Source organism: Enterococcus sp. FDAARGOS_375 (genome assembly GCF_002393265.1).
Lineage (GTDB): Bacteria > Bacillota > Bacilli > Lactobacillales > Enterococcaceae > Enterococcus_D > Enterococcus_D innesii.
Map to the genome: position 1 here is coordinate 26,866 of NZ_CP023514.1, position 26,115 is coordinate 52,980.

At 36.2% G+C, this 26,115-nt stretch carries 25 protein-coding genes and 1 pseudogene; 11 read left to right on the plus strand and 15 right to left on the minus strand.

Features of this window, described 5'->3' with window-relative positions; all coding sequences use genetic code 11:
* Window positions 1-13: 13 nt before the first annotated feature.
* Window positions 14-628: a TIGR01906 family membrane protein gene (locus CO692_RS00310; RefSeq protein WP_002337632.1), complete on the minus strand. Its 615-nt coding sequence runs from the start codon at window positions 626-628 to the stop codon at window positions 14-16.
* A 155-nt stretch (window positions 629-783) separates the two neighbouring features.
* Here CO692_RS00310 and lgt point away from each other — a divergent pair, with 155 nt between their 5' ends.
* Genes lgt through CO692_RS00325 form a run of 3 tightly spaced genes read left to right on the plus strand, consistent with a single transcriptional unit; the run spans window position 784 to window position 1,977 of the window.
* Window positions 784-1,587, plus strand: coding sequence for a prolipoprotein diacylglyceryl transferase (gene lgt / locus CO692_RS00315; protein ID WP_002294779.1), 804 nt, complete (start codon window positions 784-786; stop codon window positions 1,585-1,587).
* Window positions 1,571-1,795, plus strand: a complete 225-nt coding sequence (locus CO692_RS00320) for a DUF2933 domain-containing protein (RefSeq protein WP_002307648.1) — start codon at window positions 1,571-1,573, stop codon at window positions 1,793-1,795. The genes lgt and CO692_RS00320 overlap by 17 nt, the downstream gene beginning before the upstream one ends.
* A gap of 2 nt (window positions 1,796-1,797) precedes the next feature.
* Window positions 1,798-1,977 (plus strand): DUF2933 domain-containing protein, encoded by a 180-nt coding sequence (locus CO692_RS00325; protein WP_002325573.1) that lies wholly within the window; start codon window positions 1,798-1,800, stop codon window positions 1,975-1,977.
* 600 nt (window positions 1,978-2,577) lie between these two features.
* On the opposite strand, the gene CO692_RS00330 is transcribed toward CO692_RS00325, so the two are convergent.
* On the minus strand, window positions 2,578-3,861 hold the full coding sequence (locus CO692_RS00330; RefSeq protein ID WP_096741215.1) for a type II restriction endonuclease: 1,284 nt from the start codon (window positions 3,859-3,861) through the stop codon (window positions 2,578-2,580).
* A gap of 201 nt (window positions 3,862-4,062) precedes the next feature.
* Window positions 4,063-4,467: a NusG domain II-containing protein gene (locus tag CO692_RS00335; protein WP_002337550.1), complete on the minus strand. Its 405-nt coding sequence runs from the start codon at window positions 4,465-4,467 to the stop codon at window positions 4,063-4,065.
* Window positions 4,468-4,739: 272 nt separating this feature from the next.
* On the opposite strand from CO692_RS00335, the gene CO692_RS00340 reads away from it, so the two are divergent.
* Window positions 4,740-6,107: a peptidoglycan DD-metalloendopeptidase family protein gene (locus tag CO692_RS00340; protein ID WP_002337549.1), complete on the plus strand. Its 1,368-nt coding sequence runs from the start codon at window positions 4,740-4,742 to the stop codon at window positions 6,105-6,107.
* Window positions 6,108-6,109: 2 nt separating this feature from the next.
* The gene (locus CO692_RS00345; RefSeq protein ID WP_096741216.1) at window positions 6,110-6,799 is read left to right on the plus strand and encodes a class A sortase; all 690 of its coding nucleotides are present in this window, start codon (window positions 6,110-6,112) and stop codon (window positions 6,797-6,799) included.
* A 1,114-nt stretch (window positions 6,800-7,913) separates the two neighbouring features.
* Here CO692_RS00345 and CO692_RS00350 read toward each other — a convergent pair.
* From CO692_RS00350 to CO692_RS00370, 5 genes are all read right to left on the minus strand, one after another.
* A complete protein-coding gene (locus CO692_RS00350; RefSeq protein WP_002337547.1) occupies window positions 7,914-8,192 on the minus strand; it encodes an adenylate kinase family protein in 279 nt (92 codons plus the stop codon).
* A gap of 131 nt (window positions 8,193-8,323) precedes the next feature.
* The gene (tcrB, locus tag CO692_RS00355; RefSeq protein ID WP_005237620.1) at window positions 8,324-10,396 is read right to left on the minus strand and encodes a copper-translocating P-type ATPase TcrB; all 2,073 of its coding nucleotides are present in this window, start codon (window positions 10,394-10,396) and stop codon (window positions 8,324-8,326) included.
* Window positions 10,397-10,534: 138 nt separating this feature from the next.
* Window positions 10,535-10,741, minus strand: coding sequence for a copper chaperone TcrZ (tcrZ, locus tag CO692_RS00360; RefSeq protein ID WP_002294571.1), 207 nt, complete (start codon window positions 10,739-10,741; stop codon window positions 10,535-10,537).
* 85 nt (window positions 10,742-10,826) lie between these two features.
* Window positions 10,827-13,283 (minus strand): heavy metal translocating P-type ATPase, encoded by a 2,457-nt coding sequence (locus CO692_RS00365; protein ID WP_086269505.1) that lies wholly within the window; start codon window positions 13,281-13,283, stop codon window positions 10,827-10,829.
* A 3-nt stretch (window positions 13,284-13,286) separates the two neighbouring features.
* Entirely contained in the window at window positions 13,287-13,760 is a 474-nt protein-coding gene (locus CO692_RS00370; protein WP_029486057.1) for a CopY/TcrY family copper transport repressor, read from the minus strand.
* 142 nt (window positions 13,761-13,902) lie between these two features.
* Here CO692_RS00370 and CO692_RS17800 point away from each other — a divergent pair.
* A pseudogene (locus tag CO692_RS17800) lies at window positions 13,903-14,103 on the plus strand (hypothetical protein); the annotation flags it as partial.
* Between the two features lie 16 nt (window positions 14,104-14,119).
* On the opposite strand, the gene CO692_RS00380 reads toward CO692_RS17800, so the two are convergent.
* The 3 genes from CO692_RS00380 to CO692_RS00390 form a co-directional block, all read right to left on the minus strand.
* Window positions 14,120-14,710 carry an SOS response-associated peptidase gene (locus CO692_RS00380; RefSeq protein WP_002287938.1) on the minus strand — a complete coding sequence of 197 codons (591 nt, stop codon included), beginning with the start codon at window positions 14,708-14,710 and terminating at the stop codon, window positions 14,120-14,122.
* 91 nt (window positions 14,711-14,801) lie between these two features.
* Window positions 14,802-15,308 carry a hypothetical protein gene (locus tag CO692_RS00385; RefSeq protein WP_096741217.1) on the minus strand — a complete coding sequence of 169 codons (507 nt, stop codon included), beginning with the start codon at window positions 15,306-15,308 and terminating at the stop codon, window positions 14,802-14,804.
* Window positions 15,292-16,671, minus strand: a complete 1,380-nt coding sequence (locus tag CO692_RS00390; RefSeq protein ID WP_096741218.1) for a Y-family DNA polymerase — start codon at window positions 16,669-16,671, stop codon at window positions 15,292-15,294. Before CO692_RS00390 ends, CO692_RS00385 begins: the two co-directional genes overlap by 17 nt.
* Before the next feature lie 546 nt (window positions 16,672-17,217).
* On the opposite strand from CO692_RS00390, the gene CO692_RS00395 reads away from it, so the two are divergent.
* From CO692_RS00395 to CO692_RS00415, 5 genes are all read left to right on the plus strand, one after another.
* Window positions 17,218-17,631, plus strand: coding sequence for a hypothetical protein (locus CO692_RS00395; protein ID WP_010706356.1), 414 nt, complete (start codon window positions 17,218-17,220; stop codon window positions 17,629-17,631).
* Between the two features lie 127 nt (window positions 17,632-17,758).
* Entirely contained in the window at window positions 17,759-18,814 is a 1,056-nt protein-coding gene (locus CO692_RS00400; protein ID WP_010706355.1) for a ParA family protein, read from the plus strand.
* A gap of 25 nt (window positions 18,815-18,839) precedes the next feature.
* A complete protein-coding gene (locus CO692_RS00405) occupies window positions 18,840-19,283 on the plus strand; it encodes a hypothetical protein (RefSeq protein ID WP_010706354.1) in 444 nt (147 codons plus the stop codon).
* 753 nt (window positions 19,284-20,036) lie between these two features.
* Window positions 20,037-21,533 (plus strand): primase C-terminal domain-containing protein, encoded by a 1,497-nt coding sequence (locus CO692_RS00410; RefSeq protein WP_096741219.1) that lies wholly within the window; start codon window positions 20,037-20,039, stop codon window positions 21,531-21,533.
* 161 nt (window positions 21,534-21,694) lie between these two features.
* Window positions 21,695-21,982, plus strand: coding sequence for a hypothetical protein (locus CO692_RS00415; protein ID WP_010706352.1), 288 nt, complete (start codon window positions 21,695-21,697; stop codon window positions 21,980-21,982).
* A gap of 246 nt (window positions 21,983-22,228) precedes the next feature.
* On the opposite strand, the gene CO692_RS00420 is transcribed toward CO692_RS00415, so the two are convergent.
* The 4 genes from CO692_RS00420 to CO692_RS00435 form a co-directional block, all read right to left on the minus strand.
* Window positions 22,229-22,908, minus strand: a protein-coding gene (locus CO692_RS00420; protein ID WP_001067799.1) for an IS6-like element IS1216 family transposase whose coding sequence is annotated in 2 segments (ribosomal slippage) — window positions 22,229-22,710 and window positions 22,710-22,908 — 681 coding nt in all. Because the reading frame shifts where the segments join, the coding sequence is not laid out codon by codon here.
* 151 nt (window positions 22,909-23,059) lie between these two features.
* On the minus strand, window positions 23,060-24,754 hold the full coding sequence (locus CO692_RS00425; RefSeq protein WP_010749142.1) for an oleate hydratase: 1,695 nt from the start codon (window positions 24,752-24,754) through the stop codon (window positions 23,060-23,062).
* 42 nt (window positions 24,755-24,796) lie between these two features.
* Window positions 24,797-24,925: a hypothetical protein gene (locus CO692_RS00430; protein ID WP_010749143.1), complete on the minus strand. Its 129-nt coding sequence runs from the start codon at window positions 24,923-24,925 to the stop codon at window positions 24,797-24,799.
* Between the two features lie 292 nt (window positions 24,926-25,217).
* Window positions 25,218-25,898, minus strand: coding sequence for an IS6-like element IS1216 family transposase (locus CO692_RS00435; protein WP_002332296.1), 681 nt, complete (start codon window positions 25,896-25,898; stop codon window positions 25,218-25,220).
* Between the last annotated feature and the right edge of the window lie 217 nt (window positions 25,899-26,115).

Below are 26,115 nucleotides of genomic sequence, written 5' to 3' on the forward strand. Positions count from 1 at the left end.
CTCCTTAGGCTATTCATAAAGTACGTTCTTCTTTATTAAACAAATGATGAATTGTTGTCAAAGTAGAAACACTTATAGTTACAATTAATAAAAAGCATAAAAAGAAAAATGTTTCCGGTAAAAAACTGATAATTGGATCTGTACGATAGTCAAACATCCAATCATCATTGTCAAAAAATACTTGATGAAAAAGCACAAATGCTTTATCAAAAAACAGAAGTGCCATTACACAGACTGATATTATCATCCACTTGATTAAACTAGTGATTTCTCTGACTTGATCACGCGTTACTAATTTTTTCCTGTTTAGGTATAAAAGAACGCTACTCGTAGAAAGAAGCAATGAATAGTTAAGCTGGAACAAAAATTTAACATCTTTAAAATGGTTTATACCGCGATCTGAGACGTATAGATTATCAAAAACCAATTCTTTTTGAAAAGGATTATTTAAATAGCCCATTAAATTTTTAAAATCTTGATTAACTTGAGATCTACTCCAGTTTTGAAAATTTATATCGCTTTGAAAGAATAAATTGATTTTGAGCAAACCAGGGAAGTTGATTGTCAATGTAATCGCGAGGGATAAAGCAAAGACAAAAAATAATAGAAATAGCATGCTTTTTTTCATTAAATTAATATTTATATTAGATCACTCCTTTTAATATAATGATAAAAAAACTTGTGTAGAAAATGTGTACTAATGTATCTGTCAAAAAGTCTACATAAAATTTCCATAATAGCCTGCTATAGTCAAAACAAGTTCATTAGGAAGGAGGGAAGAATTTGAGAGAACCCTACGACAGAGTATTTATTTCGTTTGGTCCATTTACTATTTATTGGTATGCCATTTTCATAGTGTTTGGGATCATAATCGGATATTTTGTTGCTAATAGAAGAGCAAAGCGTGCGGCATTGCCTGAGGATACAATTGTTGATCTGTTGTTATATGGATTGCCAGTTTCTATTATATCGGCCAGATTATACTATGTACTTTTTGAATTACCTTTGTACATTGATGATCCTTTAAGTATCTTAAAAATTTGGGAAGGTGGTCTAGCAATACATGGTGGATTAATTGGTGCTGTATTGACAGGGGTTATTTATTGCAAGAAGAAAAATCTTTCTTTTTGGAATGTTGCTGACGTAGTTGCTCCCAGTATAGTAATTGGACAAATCATTGGACGATGGGGAAATTTTATGAATCAAGAGGCCTATGGAGAAATTGTAGACATAGAGTTCCTGCAATCTCTGAAACTCCCATCTTTCATAATTGATCAAATGTATATTGATGGGGCCTACCATCATCCGACTTTTTTATATGAGTCTTTATGGAATATAGGAGTACTCATTATTTTGCTTCTGGTGTCTAGAAATAGAATGTTCTTTGGGCAAATATTTTTAATTTATGTTTCACTATATTCCGTCGGGAGATTCTGGATTGAAGGATTACGGACCGACAGTTTAATGCTAACAGCAAACTTGAGAATGGCTCAAGTCCTGTCCATAGTCCTATTAATTGGCTCTATATTAACTTACATCTATCTCAAAAAATCTAAGGAGGAAGATTTACATGGAAGCATTACTTAATCTCTTACCACTACTATTACTACTAATTTGCCCTATCTCAATGATGTTTATGCATAAAGGGCACGGACATGCTGGGCATCATCATATGCATGGAGAAGATCATTCAAAACACACTGGTTCCGAAAATGATATAGCAAGTTTAAAAATCCAAACTGAGCAATTAAAAGAAGAAGTTGCTACTCTAAAGAACTTAGTTAAGGAGCGATGACAATGCAGTGGTTATTACTTTTATTATGTCCGATAATGATGATATTTATGATGAGGGGTATGCACTCAGGATCGCATAATGAAAAAGATGACGAACAATTGAAACAGGATCTTGAAAATTTAAAAGAGCAAAATGATATCTTAAGTAGTGAACTAAGCGATTTGAAATCACGGTTAAAATAAGTTAAAGGAGTGTGATTTATATTTCACACTCCTTTAAAATTCACTAAATTCATGGTTCAGAATAGAATTGATTCTCTCAAAATATTTAGTCTAACTTTACTCTTTATAAAACGAATAAGGCATGCGTGGTTTATAATCTTTCTTTATGTATTTCTGACACCAAAGAAAATGATCCTCATCATTCCATCCACTCGTTGCATTCCACCAAGAGTACATAACATTCCCTGGTGTATGGGGTAGTCCATACACCAGGGGATTCTAGAAGTAAGATTTATTGTTTCTTTTTTAAGTGCAAATAAAACCATTATCTTCGATGAATATAAGGAAAATACCTTTTTAGATAACATTTCTAGGTTATGAATAGATAGTATTCACTCTATCCGCAATTTTCTTCAACGAAAAGTTACTAAAATGGAAGCATGGGCAGCATTAATATGATGATTTTCTTCTAGACGTTGCTAAGACATTCAATAGCAATGAGCGCCATTATAAATGTGGAAGCTACTCGTAAAAAAAGGGAAGATTGATTTCCAATTCTGCCCAAATGCTTATTTATACTACAATTAACCGTATTAATTTCAACTTCTTTGTCCAGAATAACTACCGAACTAGTTCACCACTTGGATAATGAGATATCGGGGCTAAAATTGTAAAATCTTTGCCAAATTTCTTCATAAAATTAGCATGTTTCTCTAAATCTGTAAATAGAATGTATCGTAAGTGATCATGCAAATTTTGATTACGCATATAATGTGGTCTATTAAATTGTGCTCGTATCTCCTCTTCACGTTGATCTGGTGAGACAATATACATCATCAAATTTTCTTGATGAATCGAATACAAATCATCCATTCGATTTATCCCAGAAATTATTGACGTCGATTTTTCAACCTCAAAAGCACATATCGGTTCCCCATTTTTTGAAAACCAAATAACATCAATCAAACCAATCGTCCTACTTAACGGATTTGGTAATTGATAGATTGTTTCTGGTAATAGAGGTATAGACACATCTCCTAAGCGATTCCCATCTACAATTCTATTATGATCGTTTGAGGCAATCCAAGCATGATAACCTATCTCATTACCTAAAGTAGCTAAGATATATTGGATTTTTTGGTGCACATTTTTGCCATCCTCTTTTTCCAACTTCTGTTTTATTAATTTCTGTGTGTTACTTTCTGAAATTCTGACATACTCTTCTTCATTTTCGCGAACAATATAATTTAGTTTCCCAATATCAAATAAAAAAGCTGAGATAGCACCCAAATCTTTCGAAAAAAGTCCTCCTAAGCAGTTGAGTTCAATCATACCATCACGGAGTTTAAAATAGTCCTCCCATTTACCTAAGCGAATTTTCGAGCCCGTAAGATAATTATATCCATTTACAATAGCTGTGTTAAAAGGAGGGAAAATGGTAGGTTCTAGAAAATATAAAATGTTTGCGACAGCTGGACCAAGCCCTCTGATTTTCTTTTCTGCTAGAATATTTATAGCAAATAACATTTTAATTTCTTGATTAGCTTTAAGAATTTGATCAAGACAAAGTGAAAAAGCTAACTGATTTTCCCTATTTTCATAAATATCCGGAATTCTCAATTTAGGTTTCCACATAAATGCATGCTTGGCTCCTTTAAAAATTTCTGTTTGTTCTGCAATTACATTCATTATGTCCTCTAGGGCTGAATTTTTAAAATCTGTTGGGAACGTTCCGTTATTGACATGTTTGATAAGTACTTGTACGTATTTCCTAACTTTTTTAAACGCTTTCAAACGTTTTTCACTTTTGATAAACCAAGTTTGATACAGTAAATTTTCGCGTAATTTATATTGATTAAACACATCTGTTAAATAAGTATTATCCACTGTAATGATAACCACCATCCCTATTAATATCAATTATTAATATTTTTATAACCTAGTCATCTCTAATAAAACGTGCTACATGCAACATTCCTAATATAATCAATTATAACGATAGTAGTTACTTTGGCCTGATATCTATGACTTTTCTTATTAAAAGTCTAGTTCGGCTCCATTCTGTAATCAATGTAAATGTAGGATTTGTATTATTTATTAGTCATACTAATAAATTAATGGATTCTCTTCTATTCCTAAAATTTCAACAATCAATTTATGAGGTAAACATATACTCATTTCCCCTGGTCTACTAATCCAGCCTGTACGAACAGCAATTTGATCAGGACTATTATCTTCTTTTACCCTAATTTTCCCTGGAGCTACTTCAATAATATTGTATTTCCCTTTTTGAGGATAATATGTTTTTTCTAAAGACTCACTAACTTGTGATAAGTTAAATTTGTCTACGACTTCTCCATCTATTTTAACAACTGCAATTACATCTTTACTTTCTCTATTATTTTCATTTTTATTAGTATCAAATAGTAAATATGGTAAAAATGATGCCATAATGACTCCAATAATAATGAGATAGTCCCAAGGTTTCGTAAGTCTCAATATTTTATCCACTAAATTCGTTCTCCTATATTAACTTTTGATATCATACTTTACAGTTGTGTGAATTTTATGTAGATATGTTTCTACTCCACAAAATCTCCATAAGTTTTAGTTATTTTAAATCTGTCTATTAAATTGAAATGTAGCATATGGATCCTATTACTTTTTGTATAGTAATTCCAATTTCAGTTCCTAATAGAACCTGTAATACACATAAAAATAGAGGGGAGAATATTTGTAAAATATTTCTTCACAATTAAAAATAAGGGAAGTGAAAAATCAATTTGAAAAAAATAATTATATCTACCTCGGTCATTGTGTTTTCGCTATTTTTTAGTAATAGTATATTAGTTAAAGCGCAGACTATTGAGGAAAAAATTAAAGAAAAAAATGATAAAATTGAAACGATTGTGAAAGATCAAAAATCAGCTAAAATTTATCTTACTGATTTAGATAACAAAATAACTCAGCTAGAAAATGAATATCAAAAAGTGCTAAAGGAAAAAAACACATCTGAGAAAAAACTTACCGAAATTAATCAAAAAATTACTACTCTTGAGAAAAAAATACACCTTAGAAATAAACTTATCGAAGAACAAGCTCGGAATGCACAAGTAAATCAAAAAAGTGACTCTATAATATCTGTCATGGTAAACGCTGAATCATTATCAGATGCAGTCACAGCAGCCTTTGGTATGACTAAGCTTATTTCTGCTAGTAATGAGATTATGCAGGCTCAGATAGATGATAAAGAAAGTTTAGATGAATTAAAAAAAGAAGCTGAGAAAAAAGTTATAGATGCGGAAAAGGAAACTCGCTCTCTCGAAGAGAAAGAAAAAAATCTTATAGAAGCTAAATTGAATCAAAGTATAAAAATTAATGAGATATCCGCTTCTTTGGCGACAGAGCAATCCGAGAAAGAAAAATTTGAAAATCAAAAACAAGAAGCAGAAAAAAGAAGGGAAGAGGAACTTAAAGCCCTAGCAGAGGAAAAGAAAAAAGAAGCAGAAGCTGCGGCTATTTTAAAAGCTCAAGAGGAAGAATCTGCATCTATTATAAAAGATCAGAAAAACGAAGTATCACAAATAGATGGTAACGAAGACATAGGAACAGATCAAGGAAATACTGATACGCAGGAAGAAAAACAGATCACAAATGAAACTTCGGATAAAGAATCTAACTCAGTTAATCAAGATGAGTACCAAGACAACAATAATTCTTCCAATAATAATCAGGTTCAAAGCCCTAGTTCTTCTGGTTGGGGCGCACCCGTAGCCAACATTATTGTCACAAGTCCATTTGGCGGAAGATCTGATCCTACTGGATTCTCTGGATCTTTTCACGATGGTATAGATATGGGTGGAACTTCGTCAACGCCTATCATGGCATCTAGATCAGGAACTGTAGTGCAGGCATCCTTTGATGGATCCGCAGGTAATTACATTATTATTGATCACGGAGATGGCTACTACTCATATTACCTTCACCTAAGTAATTTTATTGCTACACTGGGCCAATCAGTGAGTGCTGGCCAGACCATTGGCACCATGGGGACTACAGGAAATTCAACTGGAGTTCATTTACATTTTGGAATAGCGACTAGCTCAAATTGGTCTGGATTCGTAGATCCTGCTCCATTTCTAGGAATCTAAAAATGATAAAAAGAATCAAGCGTATTTTTTTAAATTTACTTTTAATTACCATTTTTCTTATAGGCTTAGTTTTAATATTTAATTTTCAAATTCGATCTTACTTACTGAATAAACAAGTTCAACAATATGACATAGCAAATTATTCAAAGAAAGATTTGGAAGACAATCTGAAAAGGAAAGGAAACTTTGACTTTGATTCTGTTGGATCTATTTCAAATGAGTTAGTATTAAAAGCACAATTTAAAAATAGTGATTTACCTATAATAGGTGGTATCGCTATACCCGATGTAAAATTATCTTTACCCATATACAAAGGCTTAGACAATATTTCACTACTTTCTGGGGCTGGTACAATGAAATCAAATCAGCAGATGGGAGAACGAAATTATGCTTTAGCAAGCCATAGTGCTAAAGATAAAACTATATTATTTTCTCCATTAGAGTTTATTTCTCTAAAAGAAAAAATATATGTAACAGACTTAAAGAATATTTATATTTACCAAGTGTCTTTGAAAGAAAAAGTGGATCCATCAAAAGTAGAAGTCATTGATGATATTCCTAATAAAGAAATGATCACTCTTGTTACATGCGGGGATTTGGAAGCTGTAACGAGATTGATTGTACAAGGCACACTGATCGATACAGTTGAATTTAAGAATGCTAATCAATATATCCAATCTTTATTTAGCTAATATAAAAAGTCTTATCAGTCCTGACAGATTACGAGTAGTACTTTTTATCAAAGAAAGAAGGTGCTTTCTAAATTCAAATTGTTTTATGGTCATAATAAATTAAATAGGGAAACGAACGCGATTATAAGTTCGTTTCCCTATTTTTTATGAGTGTCTTTAATCTAATTGAAAAGAGCCCTTTTTGATCCAACCTCAAGAAAATTTTGAAAAAATCTTACTATGGAGCTAACTAGTAACGCACCCTATTTAATCAATTAGGAATTTGCTCATCTCCCCCTTGTCATTCTATAGTTTCTAGGGAAGATTCAGACTGTGATTTTCCTAAGGAATATCCTCGTAATGACCGCAAGTAGCAATATTAATAATTGATTCCAAAACCATAAAGCAAAATTTATTTCCTACACTACTAGCAAATAACCTAGAATCACTGACCAAAAAAATTCAGCTGATTAGTATTTTCTTCATTTCCCATAAACCTAAGTCTAGAGCCCGTGCCATTAAATAGATACATAGGAAACTAAAAAGAAACGCATGCCATAGATTAAACATTCTCGACGAGTAATCTGCTTTGAGAGAAAGAAAGTCGGTACCACTACAAGTGATTGTATGTCACTATATATATGCGGATAAACTGATTTTGTTGTATTAACAAAGGTTCGATTAAAATAAACTCCGTTAAAAATCTTTGCTAAGAATTTAGTAAAAAAAGTTGATTCTATCGTTTGAACAGTGTTTCGAATCCCTTACGTCAAGTAGAACAATGTGGGGAGAATAAGTGCAGCCGTCATTAATAACGCTAATAGTGCATAAACAGTAAGTTTTAGCAGCATTCGACTAAATTCCGCAATTCGAAGATGCCTTCGATACCCCACAGCAAAAAAGAATAGAACTGAAAAAAAGTAACCATATATGCAATATAAAAATTCGAAACAATCAACAGAAAAATTCACACAATGTACCGCTTCAGCAGAATGTTCTTTTCAATGAAAAAGTGGATCTCGTCAATAATGAATGGTAAAAGAAAAAAGCATCCAGCCAAATAACATTTAAAAAATAGCCAGCCATTATACCAGAAAACATATAATTCAAAGCTTGCAACAAAGCAATACCTGGCTTATTGCTGAAGGGTACGTGGGTAACCATCTAGAACAAAGCCATTTTCAACATCTTTTGCTTGTAAGCGACTCTTAACCAATGAGATTATCCACTCATCTGGAACTAGCTCTCCTTTATTCATATATTCTTGCACTCTGAGTCCGAATGTATCTTTCTCCTTGGTTGCTTCTCGTAACATTTCACCAGTTGAAATAGCCGTCAGGTGGTACTCCTCTGCGATTCTTTTAGCTTGGGTGCCTTTCCCAGCACCAGGTAACCCTAAAAGGACCAGCCTCATAATTTTTCCTCCTTATAAACTAAAAAAGGAAGAGATGATTTTTTAAATTATTTCATCTCTTCCTTTCCTGTGAAACTATTGTATTTTTACACGATAAGGTCATTCAATTATTTCATGTGCCAAATAACTGTTTATTTTGGCTCTAATTTCAATGTCATAGCATTGATGGCAACAATTACAGTCGAAAGTGACATCAAGACGGCACCGACTGCTGGAGTTAATGTTATGCCAATTGGTGCTAGTATTCCTGCAGCTATTGGGATCGCGATAAAGTTATACCCTGCTCCCCAAACAAGATTTTCTTTCATCTTACGTGTGGTCTTCTGAGCCAACTCGATAAAGGATTCAATGTCGCCAGGGTCTGACTGTGTCAAGATGACATCGGCTGAATCCAATGCTACTTGAGTTCCGGCACCAACAGCTATACCAACGTCTGCTAATGCAAGAGAAGGTGCATCGTTGACCCCGTCACCGACCATGATAACTTTCTTTCCTTCTGCTTTAAGTTTTTCAATTAATTCATATTTGTCTTGAGGAGATTGATTAGCTAGATAATCAATACCTAAAATTTCTGCAGCTCCTTGAGCCGCTTTTTCATTGTCACCCGTTGCCATAATCGGCTGAATCTTGTTCTTTTTAAGGGCTTGTATTAAGTCTTTACTTGTCGGTTTTAATTCATCCCCTAAAGCTACAGCACCGATTGCTTGGTCGTTTTCTACTAAGACACTGAGGGTTGCTCCTTTTGGAATATCCATATCCAGATTACGTCCATATGATTTTTGACTGATTAATTGATAACGATGTCCGTTAGCTTGACCTTCTACACCAGCGCCAGAAATAACATCAATCGAATCAAAACTTACTGGACGTATCCCTTGCTGTTCTGCGTAACTAATAATTGACTGAGCGATAGGGTGACTAGATCCACCTTCGATACCTGACAATAAGGCAACGATTTCATCTTTCGTATATTTATCATTAAAGAGTTCAACATCTAATACTTTAAACTCACCAGTTGTTAAAGTTCCCGTTTTATCTAAAACTATAACATCTGCTTTTGTAGTCAACTCCAAAGCGTCCCGGTCTTTCACTAATAATCCCCGACTGGCCCCTAAGCTGGTACTACGAGCAGTCACCAATGGAATAGCCAGACCCAGGGCATGCGGACAAGCAATAACTAATGTGGTGACTGTAAAAATAACTGCCGTTGGTACATCAGCTATAACCATCCATATGACAAGGGCAATAAGCGCTACAATAACCGCAATATAAAAGAGCCATCCTGCAACTTTTTGTGCAAGATTTTCTGCTCGAGAAGATTGGCCTTGAGCTTGACTGATTAATGCCTGAACCTGAGAAATGAAGGACTTATCGCCCGTCTGCTTTATTTCCACATAGAGGACTCCGCCACCATTGGTTGATCCACCGATGACCTCATCTCCGGGATTTTTTTCAATTGGTTTCGATTCCCCAGTCACAAGCGCTTCGTTTACACGTGATTCTCCGCGAATAATGATACCATCAGCTGGAACATTTTCTCCTGCTTGAACACGGATAACATCTCCAATCTGAAGTTCAGACACAGGACGAGTCTCAATCGAATCGTCTTCTAAAACAACATGAGCATCTTTCGGCACCAACTCAGCCAATGCTTTTTGCGCGTCCCCTGCTTCACCCAATGCCTTCATTTCAATCCAGTGTCCTAATAACATGATTAAAATTAACGTTGTAAACTCAAAGAAGAAGTCCATGACATGTTCTCCGGTCACATATCGAGCGGCCACTGCGTAAACACTATAGGCATAAGAAACCGTTATTCCCAAAGTAATCAAGGACATCATGCCTGGAGCTTTTGAATTAAACTCATCTTTCGCACCCATGTAGAATGGTTTTCCGCCATAAATGTATAGAATTGTTGCCAATACAGCCGCTACAACGTCTGCATAAGGAAAAATAATTTGGAAAGGCAACTGAATATCCATCATAGGAGTAATGAGTAAGATTGCAATTCCTAATGGGAGTGACTTCAAGAAAATCTCCTTAAAGCTACCGTGATGGTGGTGGGCATGCCCTCCCATTGCGCCATGATCCATTTCACTGTGATTCATCTTGCTGTGATCCATCTGACTATGGTCCATCTTGCTGTGATCCATGTCGCCGTGATTATGATGACTATGTGACGAATGTTTTTTGTTATTACTCATTTTTAATTCCTCCTTATTATATTAGAGAATAATTTTAAAATTTTAGAACTTTCTCATCTAACACTGCATATAATTCTCATGAAAAGGGTTCTATACTTTATCTCTATCTACTATCTATGAATAAATGGTATTTGTACTTTATGCACTTAATACTGAATAGTTAGTTTCTGCTAAAGCAGCATTGAGCGTTTCGGTATCAATCTCTGTTTGACTTTCAAGTACTGCTTTTTTAGTCGCTAAATCAACTTCTACAGATTCAACCCCTTCAATAGCTGAAAATCTTTCTTGTACCGTGTTCGCACAACCTGCACATTTTACGCCATCTAATAAGACTTCTTTTTTCATTATTTTATTCCCCTTTTTTTTTTTTTATCTTCTCCTATTATATAGAATAGGAAGAAGTTTAAATCCCAGATAAGCTACGTGTTTTCTAAACAACTGCTGGTTTGAATCGTCTTAAGCGTAATGCATTTAATAAAACAGAAGTAGAACTAAAAGTCATTGCCCCTGCTGCAATAACCGGGCTAAGCAATGGACCGCCAAAGGCATAAACTACACCCATCGCGAAGGGAATACCTAAAATATTGTACGCAAATGCCCAAAACAGGTTTTCCTTAATGTTTCGGATGGTAGATTTACTCAATTCCACAGCCGTAGGGACATCCATGAGGTCACTACGCATTAGGACAATATCTGCTGATTCCATCGCTACATCCGTACCAGATCCAATGGCAATTCCTACATCGGCTTGCGCAAGTGCAGGAGCATCATTAATTCCATCGCCTACCATACCTACTTTTTTGCCTTCATCCTGCAACTTTTTCACTTCGTTAGCTTTATCTTCCGGCAAAACTTCGCTCAATACACGGTCGATTCCCACCTGTTTTGCAATTGCTTCTGCCGTTCGTTTGTTGTCACCAGTAATCATGGCTACTTCAATGCCCATCTTATGCAACTTTTCAATGGCTCGTAGGCTGCTCTCTTTTACCGTATCGGCGACCGCAATGATTCCGAGAATTTCACTACCTCTGGAAATGTACATTGGCGTTTTACCTTGACTAGCCAATTCATCGGATACCTTCGCCAACTTGCCTAGTTGGACATTTCGCTCATCCATCAGTTTTCGGTTACCCAACGAAAGGGTAGCTCCGTCGATTTTTACCTCGATTCCATGACCCGGAATCGCCTCAAAAGCTTCAGTTTTCTTCAGAGACAATCCTTTTTCTTCTGCATCCTTAACTATTGCTTCCCCTAGTGGGTGTTCAGAACCTTTCTCACCGGAAGCCGCCAACATCAAGAGTTCCTCTTGAGAGATCCCTTTTGCAGTAATAATATCTGTTACCTTAGGCTTTCCTTCTGTAATGGTTCCTGTCTTGTCAAAAACAATGGTCTTCAGTTTATGAGTTGTTTCCAATGCTGTCCCACTCTTAATCAATACGCCATGTTCGGCACCTTTCCCTGTTCCAATCATGATTGCTGTAGGGGTAGCTAACCCGAGTGCACATGGGCACGCAATCACCAGTACCGAAATGGCTATGGTCAACGCGAATACCCCTGTTTGTCCAGCAAAGTACCACGCAAGCGCAGAAAGGATTGCAATCGCAATAACGATTGGTACGAAGTAACCGGAAATAATATCTGCCATCTTAGCAATCGGAGCTTTAGATCCTTGCGCGTCTTCTACTAGTTTAATAATCTGAGATAGTGCGGTATCTTTCCCAACTTTTGTGGCTCGATAATGAATCGTACCGTTTTTGTTGATACTTGCTCCAATAATCGCGTCCCCTACCGATTTTTCTACGGGGATACTTTCACCAGTTAACATGGATTCGTCTACCGACGTCAACCCCTCTGTTACCATACCGTCCACAGGCATTTTTCCACCTGGGCGCACAACAACGATGTCACCCACTGCCACTTCATCAATCGAAATCTCTATTTCCTTTCCGTTTCGTACTACCAGTGCTGTTTTTGGAGCCAATCCCATCAGTTTCTTAATGGCTTCAGATGTCTTCCCTTTAGTCAGGGTTTCTAAATACTTCCCTAGAACAATTAGGGCTAGAATAACAGCCGCTGTTTCGTAATACAATTCGTTGGCATAAGATGCCTCTCCCAAGAAAATCATGACCGTTGCAAATACACCGTAAAGGAAAGCGGCACTTGTTCCCAAAGCGATTAATGAGTCCATGTTGGGATGTCCCTTAAACAACGCTTTGAATCCAGTCTGGTAAATTTTTTTATTGACCACGACAACCGGAAGCGTCAGCAAGAGTTGAATGATAGCAAAATTTTCCGGATTCATCATCGGATCGATAAAAGCAGGTAGGGGCGCATTTACCAAATGACCCATTGCGATATAAAGTAATGGGGCTGTAAAGATGGCCGAAATCAAAAATCTCTTCCAGAGGCTCTTGATTTCATTCTGTTTCTTTTCTTGGTCTAAGTCCACCGTGTCCGCAGTTGCTCTCTCTTCATGTGCCTCATATCCCGAATCGGATACGGCCTGAGTGATATCGGAAATATTTAACCTACTTGGATCATACTCTACCACCATTTTTTCCGTGGCTAAGTTTACCGATGACGTATTTACTCCGGTAAGTTTATGAGTAGCTTTTTCAATGGTTTGTGCACAAGAAGCACAAGTCATACCTTCAAGATTAAAAGTCTTCCTTACGGTATTAGGTATTGCAGCATATCCTGCATCTGAAACGGCTTTTTGAATGTCAGCCTCCGAAAGTGACGCCTCATCAAACTGAATGCTCATTTTTTCCGTTGCAAAATTCACATTAGCGATTTTTACGCCTGATAACTTCTGGGTCGCTTTTTCTACTGTTTGGGCGCAAGAAGCACAAGTCATGCCTTCTATGGTAAATGTTTTATTTTCCATCTTTTATTCCATTCCTCTCATCTTCATTCCATGGTGTTTCATATTGCATTCACATTGCCCTGGCGCACAGTGGCAACTAACTTCTTCTACAGCAGATTTTTTTTTCATTTCCAAAGCTTTTTCCAAGCGCCGTATATCATCGAAACTCAAGATGTGATCTTCAATTAAACCTTCAATTACATAACCTACCTCTTTATTGCAAATCCGACTAAAAACATCATTTGTGTAATCTTTTATGGTCTCATTTTCCTCAATTTTTGCGGAATAGATATACTTCTTCCCTTCTTGCTCAGTAGACAATGCACCTTTCTCTACCAATCGGCCTAATAGCGTTTTGATTGTAGCCTGTTTCCAATTCATTTTGTCTTCCAAAATAGCGATAACTTCTTTACTGGTGACTTTTTTATTTGCCCATACCACGCGCATGACTTCCCATTCAGCATCTGTTACGTGGGGCGGTAAGACTGTAGCAACCATCTTTCATCCTCCTCGTTTACACTCGTAAACGTTTATTATAAGATCACTTTACATGTGTAAACGCAATTTGTCAACAACTTATTTCTATAAAAAAATCAAAGTTTTTGTCTCCTTAAAACGGCTGAATCAAGAGTAAACTCAAAAGAAGCGTTGGCAACTAGCTTCAAATGAGCAAAAAGCTAGATACAAAAATCTGATCTCCTCCTACCCCGCTGTTGACTGGAGTTACAAAGAAAAGAAGTATCTGCTTTGATTGTGTCAGTTAGATATAGATACCTTTGAAACATTTGAAGTGATACTAGATAAAATTAAACATAGCAATGAAAAAAGAGCGAATCTATGAAAGATTCGCTCTTTTTTTATTTTGTTACTTCAGTGCGACATAATTCTGGCATGCCAGCTGTAAGATAGTTTCGTGCAAAATCTAGCTCAGTGATCCATTTCTCAATGTGATCTTTCTGGATGATCAGCGGCATACGATCGTGGATAGATGAAACCGATTCATTAGGCTTGGTCGTCATTATGATCGATTCCGTTTCAAAACCTGCACCAGTTTTATGAATGCGATAAAAGCCGCCTAAATAAAAAACGTCACTCTCACTTGAAGTAAACAATAGTTTCCGCTTTTCGGAATCCCATTCGTAGAATCCAGAAAGAGGGAATACACAACGTGTTTCTCTGAAGGCTTTTGAGAAAGTTTTCTTTTCTTCCACTGTCTCCGCCCGTGCATTGATCATGAGCTGGCCTTTTTTAAATCCATGGAATCCCCACTTGGTAACGCCAGGAACAATTTTTGATTCCTGGTTGACTGCTAAGGTCACAACATGATTTGAAGGGAAAATTTCATTGTATCCAACTCGAATTTGCTTGCTGGTAGCATTGGGAATCACTTGATCATAATAGTCTTTCAATTCTCTTGATGATAAATCAAAAAAATATCTTCCACACATATTCTTCCTCTCCTTTTCTGATCTGTTTAAAAATCGTGTGCCACAGAGCCATTCTAAGACAATTTCAAAGTTAAATGATGGACAATGATCTTCAATCGTCGTCTGCAAAGTCCTGATAATACTCATTTTTGATTAGCTCAATCTCTTTTTCTATTTTACTCGCTTTTTTCTTTTGTTTGTTGCGAGAAGATTTTCCGTCCTGAAAATAGTCAACCTTAAACCATTTTTCCTCTTTTTTTAAAGATACGTGTCGAACGTCTGTCCAATTGATCGCTTGTTCATTGAGTACAAAATAATCTTCATATGCTTCACCAAGAAATTGTCCTTCGACAGGATCCAAAAATCGCCCAAATTCGTCTTTAGTGTTTAATTGCAGCGATATAGGCTTGTGATAAAGGAACGATTCTGATAGAATTGCGTCGATTTCCTCACGGTTCATTAAATCCAAACCAACAACTTCTTTTGTAGCCCAGGCTTCGTTTTCTAAGATACCTTTCATCAAATCATCCATGGCGTAAGCCGTTGCCCACTTCAATCCGAATGGTCGATCTTTGTATTGATTATAGTCCGTAAAAGTTTTCTTAGTACGTTTTACCATGACCTTCAGCACCTTCAAGTCCAGACATACCACCTGCATGCCCTCCGACAAGGCTGCTGCGAGCGATCGCACGTCCACCTTCCATTATGCTATTTGCATGAACGATCGACTTAAACCCGTATTTTTTGCGTATCGTATCTACCACATAATCGATTTTTAAGTCTTTTACTTGTTCGTCCGGATCTTCAAAGAGATCAAGCTGCAAAGCATTAGAATAAACGAGCTTTGAACAGTTTACTCCTACATTTCGAATATCCTGGCACTTGTAATGACGATCAAATATCTGTAGTACGTAGTTTGCTATTTGTTTGCTGCTATTGGTTGCTGCAACCTTCATTTGCTGGTGAAACCCTCGACTTCCTGATCGATCGACATAGCCCATTGAAAAACCGATCCACAAAGATATGACTTCAGCTTTCGCTCCTGTACGGCGTAGCCTAGTTGCTACTTGATCGGCCATTTCTTTGATTACAATTTCTATTTCTTTTCGACGTGTATAGTCTCGATTTAAGACCTGACTGTTCCCTATCGACTTAGATTTTACTTTGTATTTCTGACCTAAGAATGATCGATCGATGCCCCAGCTGTGTGCATATAGTTGAGTACCTAAGACACCAAAATTTTGCTTCAGCTGGAAATAATTTGCGTGAGCTAAATCGTGCATGGTAAATATGCCCATACGATTCAATCTAACAGCTGTACGACGTCCAATCCCCCACACGTCGGTAATATTTTCAACAGCCCATAGCTTCCTTTGGACGTCTTCATATCGCCATTCTGCTTTCATATCTAAGTTCTTTTTGCTTTTGAGATCAAGTGCAAATTTCGCTAATAGCGGATTGTCCCCTATTCCGATAGTCGTGAATATGCCTGTTTGACGGTAAACGTCTGTTTGGATCATTCTAGCTAATTCTCGAGCGTTCTTTGCGCCAAACAGTTTTAAGGAGTCAGTGACGTCTAAAAAGCTTTCGTCGATGCTGTATACGGAATGATTTTGTTCGTCAGCATACTTCTTGTAAATATTGTTGATCTCCATGTTCTTTCTCATATATAGTGCCATCCTCGGTGGTGCAATCACGAGGTCTTCCGGATACGGAAAAGGAAGATCTCGTGATCGACTGACATTAGAAATTCCATAGGCTTTTTTTGCGGCCGGACTCGATGCCAGAATCAACCCACTTCCTCGCTGAGAAGGATCGTCCGAAGGATAGGACATGACCACTAACTTTGTCTTTAAAGGATTTAGTCCTCTTTCTACGCATTCTACGGATGCATAAAATGACTTACAGTCGATACAGAGAATATCTCGTGAGGGTTCTTTAGTATAGTCAAACCTTGGGTTTGCGCCAAATTGCATAACCATAGTAACGCCTCTTTTCTATAAAAAAAGATACATTTTATATACACGTATTAGAACATACGTTCGCTAAAAAAGTCAAGAGAACGAGAATTTAAGATTAAATACCTGTTTAATATGGCAGGAATTTACACATTTAGACTTGTGTAAATGTACATAAATCAACGAGTTCACATTTACACAAGTGTAATTAGGTATTGTCTTGGAAAGATAGCTATTGGTGAGACTTACTTTTATATTTTATATGGAAAAATGAAGGAGTATCCGCTCTTCTTATCTTTCTGACTAGTGGTCCCACTTCCCTTTTTATATCGGGTCATGATTCAGATTTAAAAGTCAAGTTACTATAATTCGATCAATATAGATAAGTCAATATGGTAAATCATATAATATATCGTAATATGACTTTACGACAAACTGTAAATAGTGTAAAATACAATTATAGGAGATAGTTAGAATCATATTGATATTAACATTGCTATTAATATCAATGTTGCTAGCAATCATAATAGCAATGTTAATGGTATTAAATTTAAACATAGGAGTGATTTAGTGGATACTTTAAGCAAAATAAAAAGTGTTTTAAGTTCAGATTTATCTGCATATGAGTTAGAAAAGCGAACTGGAGTAACCAGACCCTCTATTGTAAACATGAGGAAAGATACATACGACTTCTCAAAAATGTCTTTCCAGATAGGAGAGAAATTAGCAAACTATTATGATGAACAAAGAGAATCAACATTAGTTTTTAAGGATCAAGGAGCGTTCCTATCCTTCACGAGTATGCTGGATCAATTTATGAAAGATACTATAAAAGAAATTGTTCCAGAATCAATTACTGATGAAGCGATGAAAGAAGTGTTAGTTAGAGTTAATTCTGAGATTTTAAAAGATAGCTATCTGTTAGAGGAACTTTATACAGTTTACAAAGATACGTTGAGGAAAAAGCAGAAAACTCAAGAATAAAGATATCATTATTAATAATAGTATTAGTACTAACATTAATATTAATATTATTAGTAATGTTAACAGCAATATTGCTAGCAATGTTAATAGCAATTAACTTAGCCAATAAATCAACTAGGAGGATTAGATGATTAACACTGAAGTGAGTAACGAAGCCATTTATAATGCTGAATGTATTGCCTCTGCTACACAAAAAGGTGGGGTTTTAAAGACTACGATCAATGTGAATTTAGCCGGAAATTTATCTCAGCGGCCTAATAAATTGCAACCCTGGAGAAAAAATAGAGTGCTATTGATTGATGAAGATTCTCAGGGAAATGTTTTATTAACTTTTGGTATGAACCCCGATAAGGTTGAGAATACTATCTACGATGTTTTATTAAACGATTTACCAGCGGAAGAAGCCATAATTGAAATTAACGATAATCTGCATATTATTCCCGCAAATGATGATATGGCTTTCTTTGAACTCGACGTTCTCACAGGTATGGCCAATAAAGAAGTCTTAGCAGGCATGGAAAATATATTGCCTATGATTAAGAATTTACTCTTAATTCTAAATTCTTTGAAATCTATGGTTCAGGATGATGAAATATTATCTAAAGTCGAGAGTCTTGAAAATGAGGCACAGGGACATTTAAGACAGTTACAAATGAAAATAGCAGCTAGCGGAATAAGCGTTGAAGATATCTATGTGTTGCTAAAAAAAGCTATTGCTCCTTTAAAGACGAAGTACGATTTCATTATTATCGATACTCCGCCTCAATTGGGAATTGTCGCTGGTAATGTTTACAATGCTGTAGATGATATTCTTATTCCCTTCCACCCTGAAAAATATTCATTTAGAAGTTTGATAAAAACAATAAATACCATAAATTCCTGGAAACAAACAAATCCCGATCTTAATGTTAAAGCGATTATTCCAGTCAAACTCAAAGAACAGACGATCACACACTCTGTGTTTCTTGATAGTTCAAGCCAAATTATCAGTTCGAACAACGATTCTCTTGATATCACAAAAACAGTAATTCCTGAATCGATTAAGCCAGCTGAGGCATTAGCAAAGTACAATATGCCTTATACAATGATTGATACTGACTCAGTAAGAACTAAAAAAGAAAGAGAACCACTTATTATGCTTAAAGAAGTATTCAAAAATCTTGTCGACGAATTAGGCTACTAATAGATGTGTATGAGGAGGATATATTATGGCCAGATCAGTAAATGGTAGATCAGGATTTATTCCCGAAAATTTGACGGCGGGATTAGATTTAGAGATTAATCAAACTAATACAAAAGATAAAAAAGCAATTAGTGACGAAAAGCCAAAAAGAACGAAGGACGTTGAAGCAGCCCCTGCAGAAGAATTGCAGGAAGACAGAAAAGAAGATGTTAAAGAGACTTCCCCATCGGAAAGTAGCTCTGATTTAGCAAGCATATTAGGAAAAAAGAAGAAGAATAGTAAAAATGCACAAGTGAACGTTTATTTGTATGACGATGACACTCGAAATGAGTTATATGCCATGGGTAAATTCGTGGGTAAGCAAAACGGTGGAAAGTCTTTGATTGTGGAAAATGCTTTAAAAGAGTATTTTGAAAGAAATAGAGAATACGTGGATCAAGCTTTAAAACAATTTCCCCCAAAAAAATGAAGAGCGCGAGCCCTTCTTTTTTTTAGCATAATACTATTACTATTAATATCAACATTGCTAGCAATATTGATAGCTTTCCCCCAAAAGCTTATTTCATAGTCTTTCCTTGTGGCTTTACTCATTAAATCATTATCGGACTGTGCTTGTTTTGTTGCTATTAATAATACTAGCAATAATAATAGTAACTTTATTATTATTGTGGCTAGCAATGTTATTAGCAATATTAGTAGTAATAGTAATAGCAATATTGATTTTAATAAAGATAGTAATATTATTAGTATTATTAACGTTATTATTGCTAGCGTTAAGTCAACATTAGTAAAATAATAAATATATGAAAGTGACTTTACGTAAATTGAAATAAGTGGTAAACTGTTGTTGAGAAAAAAACTATTTGCACAACACTGTTTTAGGTGTTAACCTAATAAAGAATTTAAAAAATAAAAAAAAGAGACGGAAAAGTTAATGGATTGGACCCCACTAATTTTTCTGAATCACATACAACAACTATGTGTTCTCGCTCGTCTCGGAAGTTATTTAAGTGGCTGGAAACCACTTATGTAATTTGATAAGTTTTTCGGACTCGCAATCCGAACTTACAAACTTATCTTACCATTTTTTGACGGGCAACTCAATATATACACGCTTATTTGTCATGCTTTCTTCAAATTTTTTTGACATTTCTAGCCGTTGAGAGAACACAAATCGAAAGATTATTTGTGTTCTCTTTTTGTTTGGAAAGGATCAGCAACCATGGCATATAATTTAGATGTTGTATATTCGACTATTTTACAGAACGGTATTCGTAAATTTAAATATAAAAATAGCCGCCTTAAACCGGTCTCTTACATAGATCAGTCGGGGAAAGGGGCGATTTTTGCGTACCGTTCAAAAGAGCATATGGCTGATGGTATGGGAGTAGTGATCACTTCTGAAGAAGCAATTAGTGCGAACAAAAATCAGTTTAGCCATTGGACTCCAAACGTCTATCGTTATGGAAAATATAGCGATCAGTATCGACTTTTCCCAACTGGTCATGGTGAGGATAACTTACGACAAATCAATACTTTTTACATAGACGTAGATACACTTGATCCTAATTTCAAGTATGGAGAATTGATTTTAGATAGTTTTGAGATGGGCTTTATGCCAACGATGGTTCTAAAAAGTCCTCGTGGCTATCAATTCTTTTATGTGTTAGAGAAACCAGCGTATGTTAACAAAAATACTGATTTTAAAGTAATCGATTGTGCAAAGAGAATTTCAAAGAATTTGCGAGATTTCTTCTCCAAAAAAGGATATCCAGTCGATTTGAATGCCAATCATTTTGGGATCACGCGTATTCCAGCTGACGATAGCATACTTTACTTTGAAGCTGACCAAAGATATAGCTTCAAAGAGTGGATCGATTGGTCGATTAATTATGAGTTCGAAAACATGCCGAAAAAAAATAATGTTTATCAGCTGAAGTCAAAGCGGGAATTCCGCCAAGTTGATGATCCATGGTTTCGAATGCTATTATTTAGCGAAAAAATCAGAGGACAAAAAGGTGTAATGGGGCGAAATAACGTCATTTTCACCCTTTCTTTAGCGTACTATTCTTCTGGGTATGAAATCGACGAATGTGAATTGACCATGCTTGAATTCAATGATCGTTTGCAGTCTCCTTTGAGGAATAGAGAGCTAACTAAAATTATTAAATCTGCCTACTCAGGGAAGTATCAGGCCGCAGACCGCGAGAAAATTATTATTTTGTGCCAGGAATGGGTAGATGTAAGTCTTGGAGAAGATCAGCTTTTCGCCAAAAGACCAGGACTATACAAGTTTAAAAAAGATCGATCAGTTCGCAAATACTCACACCTTCACGAGTGGGCGGGGGATTTGCTAGCTTATTTAGACGAGCATTCTTACACACACAAACCTTATATCGTTACTACAAAAAAAGATATACGAGAATCACTGAAGATTCCTGAAAGATCACTTGATAAAGTCCTGAAGCATTTGAAAAAAGAAAATAAAATATATTTCCGTGTGAGATCCGGCCGAAATGGTGGGATTACATTAGCCTCCGTAAAAGCATTAATGAGCACCATTATACGTGTAAAAAAAGAAGTTCAAGAGGCTTATTTCATTGCGATTTCAGAAGCATTTGGCTTGAAGCATACAAAAGTATATTCAACGTTCGAAAAGCTCTTAAACCCTAAAAGACCAGCGGTTCAAACCGAATTATTTGAGTTGGATACAGGATAAATTTTAAACCCGTCAATTGCCTATTACATAATATCTTTGATAGTGTTCTGGTTTTGCGTATTGATTTATTCATAGATGGTCTATCCCTTGCTTGCTAGGTTTTAAGAACAGTAGTAGTATAACTGCATACGCAGTAATAAGACTGAGGGGGCTTTCTATCTATGAGTGTGAAAACTTACGTGTATCCACATCCTATCAATGCTTTTGTTATTGGGCGTTTAGGGATTAGCGTGGAAGAGTTTTGTGAACTTTATGGTTATAAACAGGGGACGGTATCTAGCTGGGTTACAAGAAATAGGTCGGTTAAAGCTATTCCTTGCGATTTTCTTTATAGTTTAAGTCTGGCTGCAAGCTTGCCTATGGACCATGTTTATAAGGATTTACTACAGCTGGAGGAGCAGTTTCTTTTGAGTATCGATCCGAAAAAGGAAAAGAAGTACGTCGATTAGGTTTTTAGAGGGTTTGAAGAAGGAATTGTCCTGAAAACTTATCGATGGCTTGGACTGAACGAAGTGAGGGAAAGGCATTGATAACGTCGAGGGCTACATGAGCTTGCGAATGAGGGTTTTGCTCTGTAAATAACACCCAGAGAAAAGCTTGATCTCTGAGTGTCTGACAGGTGTTTAGTTTATGATATAGTTGGTTCTGTTGCAAAGTTTTAAATAAAGAATAAAATCCCTTACGGTATCTATGATTTAAGCTGGGATTCCCAATAATACCTTGATTTCAGTACAGACCGAAAACCCGAAGAGAGTGCCTTCTTTTCGGGTTTTCTTATATAATCCTCGAATGGCTTCCATGCCTTTAATCGTGGTAGAGGCAGTGCGTAAACTTCGATAGAATTTATTGCGTCTCTTTACTGGACGATGGTCTTGTTCAATCAAATTATTCAGGTATTTAATGGTACGATGTTCTGTCCCTTGATAAAAGCCGTATTCTTTTAGTTTCTTAAAGGCACTTGTAATAGAGGGGGCTTTATCTGTGACTACAACCTTCGGTTCATCAAACTGCTTCACTAACCGCTTAAGAAAAGCATAGGCTGCTTGTGTGTCCCGTTTTTTACGTAACCAAATATCCAAGGTTAAACCATCTGCATCGATGGCTCGATACAAATAATGCCATTTTCCTTTAATTTTGATGTACGTTTCATCCATTTTCCATGAATAAAAGGATTTTTATTTTTCTTTTTCCAAATTTGATAGAGTAGTTTACCATATTCTTGCACCCAACGATAAATAGTCGTATGAGAAACGTTAATGCCACGATCATATAAGATTTCTTGAACTTCACGATAGCTAAGGTTATAACGAAGATAGTAGCCCACGGCTACAATAATCACATCCTGCTGAAATTGCTTTCCTTTAAAAGGATTCATCGTCATTCCTCCTGCTATCTTTTTCTATTATTCTACCTTATTTGATAGTAGATTTAAAACTTTGCAACAGAACCGTGCAAAGTTAAAAGTGAATATCGTATAAAAACACCCTACAAAAACTTCATTAAAAAGTTTTTGTAGGGCATTTTTATTAGGCAAACATTTTTTTCGCGGCACGAGCCAATGTCTTCAAATCTTTATCGTAACGAGGGGTTGGTACTAAGCGAGACATTGGAATACCTGCGAAGTGAAAGGCCGCAATTTCTCCAGAACGGACGGCGCTTTGTTCAGTGAAAATCATTTGATAAGGCTGTTCAACAAATTCACCGGTAAAGGCAAGGTTTGTAGAATGTTGAGGAATTACTTTTGGCCGATCAGTTTTGGCACGATTGTTGAATAATGCTGAAGCATAGGGCATGTAGACCGGAATATTATTGATTACACTAGCCATGATTTCTGCTTCTTTATCGCGGATATTGCCCGGACCAGGATCGACTTTAGAAAGTTGCCCAATCAGTTCTTGCAGCATTTCCTTTCCATTCATCTTAATGTATTGTTTGTCCACAAATTCACCACGACGGCGAGGATACAAGAAGTAACCCCAGATGACTGTTTCATTTGGTTTTTGGGTCGTGAAGTGGGGTTGATGATGGACGACAATCGACATATTGACATCCTTTTGGCCTAACGGCGTAATTGGCGAAGTCGACACAAAGGAGTTCAGTGCATTGCCAGGAATTTGGGTCGTGATTCGTGTGATTTCATTCAAAAGAATATGGTCACGCGTCGTTAAGGTAAAGCTGACCCATTCGCTGGCATTTCGATCAGCAAAAAATTTGTCGGGATTTCCTACATTATAGAAACGTTCGCTGGCTTTTTTCCATAAACTGGATGCTGCCCCGTAGTCCATATTTTCAGGAGCCGGTGTTTCAAAATCGCCTAAAGTAGCAGAATCTGTAATTGAGCCATTTGTAAAGATGACTGCAGTATCATCGTCTACCGGAACAAATTCTTCTTCATTCGTTTCAGTATTAGTCATTTTTAACCCGGTTACAGTGATTTCATCTTGCATTGTTGTTTCTTTGAATTCCCAATCAGTGACTAGCCGATTGAGTACAATGTGACAGCCTTGATCTTTCAAATAATTGACTAATGGAAGCATGATACTTTCATATTGATTGTAACGCGTACGATTGACACCGACTAAATGTTCAATTTGAGTAAATTCATAAATCATTTGATGCATATAGCGACGTAATTCTTGAGCAGAACTTTGCAAACGGAAAGCAAAAGTGGTCTCCCACATGAACCAGAAGTTTGTTTCAAAGAAGTGAGGATCGTCTTTGAAGTATTCGGAAATAGAGACATTATCCAGTTTTTCTTCCTCCGAATCCGGCATAGCAATCAGCTTAGTTAAAAGAACACGGTCTTTATTGTTCAATCCCAAGTGACCGCCATCAATGATTCCTTTTCCGCCCTCCAATAACCGTGCTTTATCAAATGTGCGGTGTTTTGCATCAAAGTCGCGGGTATCTTCTGCGGCAGTCATATGAGGCTCGGTAGCAGAAGGGATTCGATCTAAAAGATCCATTAAATCAACATACGTCCGATAATTCAGCATCCGTCCGCCACGGGCTACATAGCCCTTTTGGTTTTCAAGGGGATGATTTTTATTCCAATATTCATCTGTGACTGTTTCTGTTGGGGCACCGTCATTTGAACCATGATCATCTAAAGAATAAAAGGTGATTTGTTCGCCATTCCATCTGCCTTCTTGAATCAAGTAGACAGCAGCTGCCATGTTTGCTAAACCGGCACCAATCATTATAACTTTACTTTTTTTCATCACTAATTCCTCCATCATTGTTACTTATTCCCTTTTTAGAAACTAGATAGACTCATATTCATCGTATAAGTGACTATCATCTTCGAAAAAGCCTGTCTTTTTAGCAAGATAAGCTGCACCTAATGCAAGGACACCTACTGTTAAACCAATGCTAAACAATTTCTTTTTCATGATGAATTGCTCCTTTCCAATTTTTAAGGATATCTCTTTTTCGTACGCTTGATTTATTTCCCCCTTCTTTCTATAACCAAGCATAGACCTGCTTAAAAATGAATGCAAAAGATAAGGGTAGGACAGTGATTGCTTTTTAGACAGTCGGTAAGCTTTGTCTAAAAAGCAGTTTAAGCAAATCTGATGAGAAAGAAGGTAATTTTTTGTTAAGTGCACCACAGTTAAGCATAAGAAAAGGGGTTCTGTTGCAAAGTTTTAAATAAAGAATAAAATCCCTTACGGTATCTATGATTTAAGCTGGGATTCCCAATAATATCTTGATTTCAGTACAGACCGAAAACCCGAAGAGAGTGCCTTCTTTTCGGGTTTTCTTATATAATCCTCGAATGGCTTCCATGCCTTTAATCGTGGTAGAGGCAGTGCGTAAACTTCGATAGAATTTATTGCGTCTCTTTACTGGACGATGGTCTTGTTCAATCAAATTATTCAGGTATTTAATGGTACGATGTTCTGTCCCTTGATAAAAGCCGTATTCTTTTAGTTTCTTAAAGGCACTTGTAATAGAGGGGGCTTTATCTGTGACTACAACCTTCGGTTCATCAAACTGCTTCACTAACCGCTTAAGAAAAGCATAGGCTGCTTGTGTGTCCCGTTTTTTACGTAACCAAATATCCAAGGTTAAACCATCTGCATCGATGGCTCGATACAAATAATGCCATTTTCCTTTAATTTTGATGTACGTTTCATCCATTTTCCATGAATAAAAGGATTTTTTATTTTTCTTTTTCCAAATTTGATAGAGTAGTTTGCCATATTCTTGCACCCAACGATAAATCGTCGTATGAGAAACGTTAATGCCACGATCATATAAGATTTCTCGAACTTCACGATAGCTAAGGTTATAACGAAGATAGTAGCCCACGGCTACAATAATCACATCCTGCTGAAATTGCTTTCCTTTAAAATGATTCATCGTCATTCCTCCTGCTATCTTTTTCTATTATTCTACCTTATTTGATAGTAGATTTAAAACTTTGCAACAGAACCATTTTTATCAATTATCTTTAGATTATATGTTAAAGGGGGATGTCAATCTTATGAAAAAAATCAAAAAAGATACAAATGATTTAAAAAAATATCAAAATATAGATAAAGTCCGTATAATTGTGTAAAAGTAAAAAGGCCATATA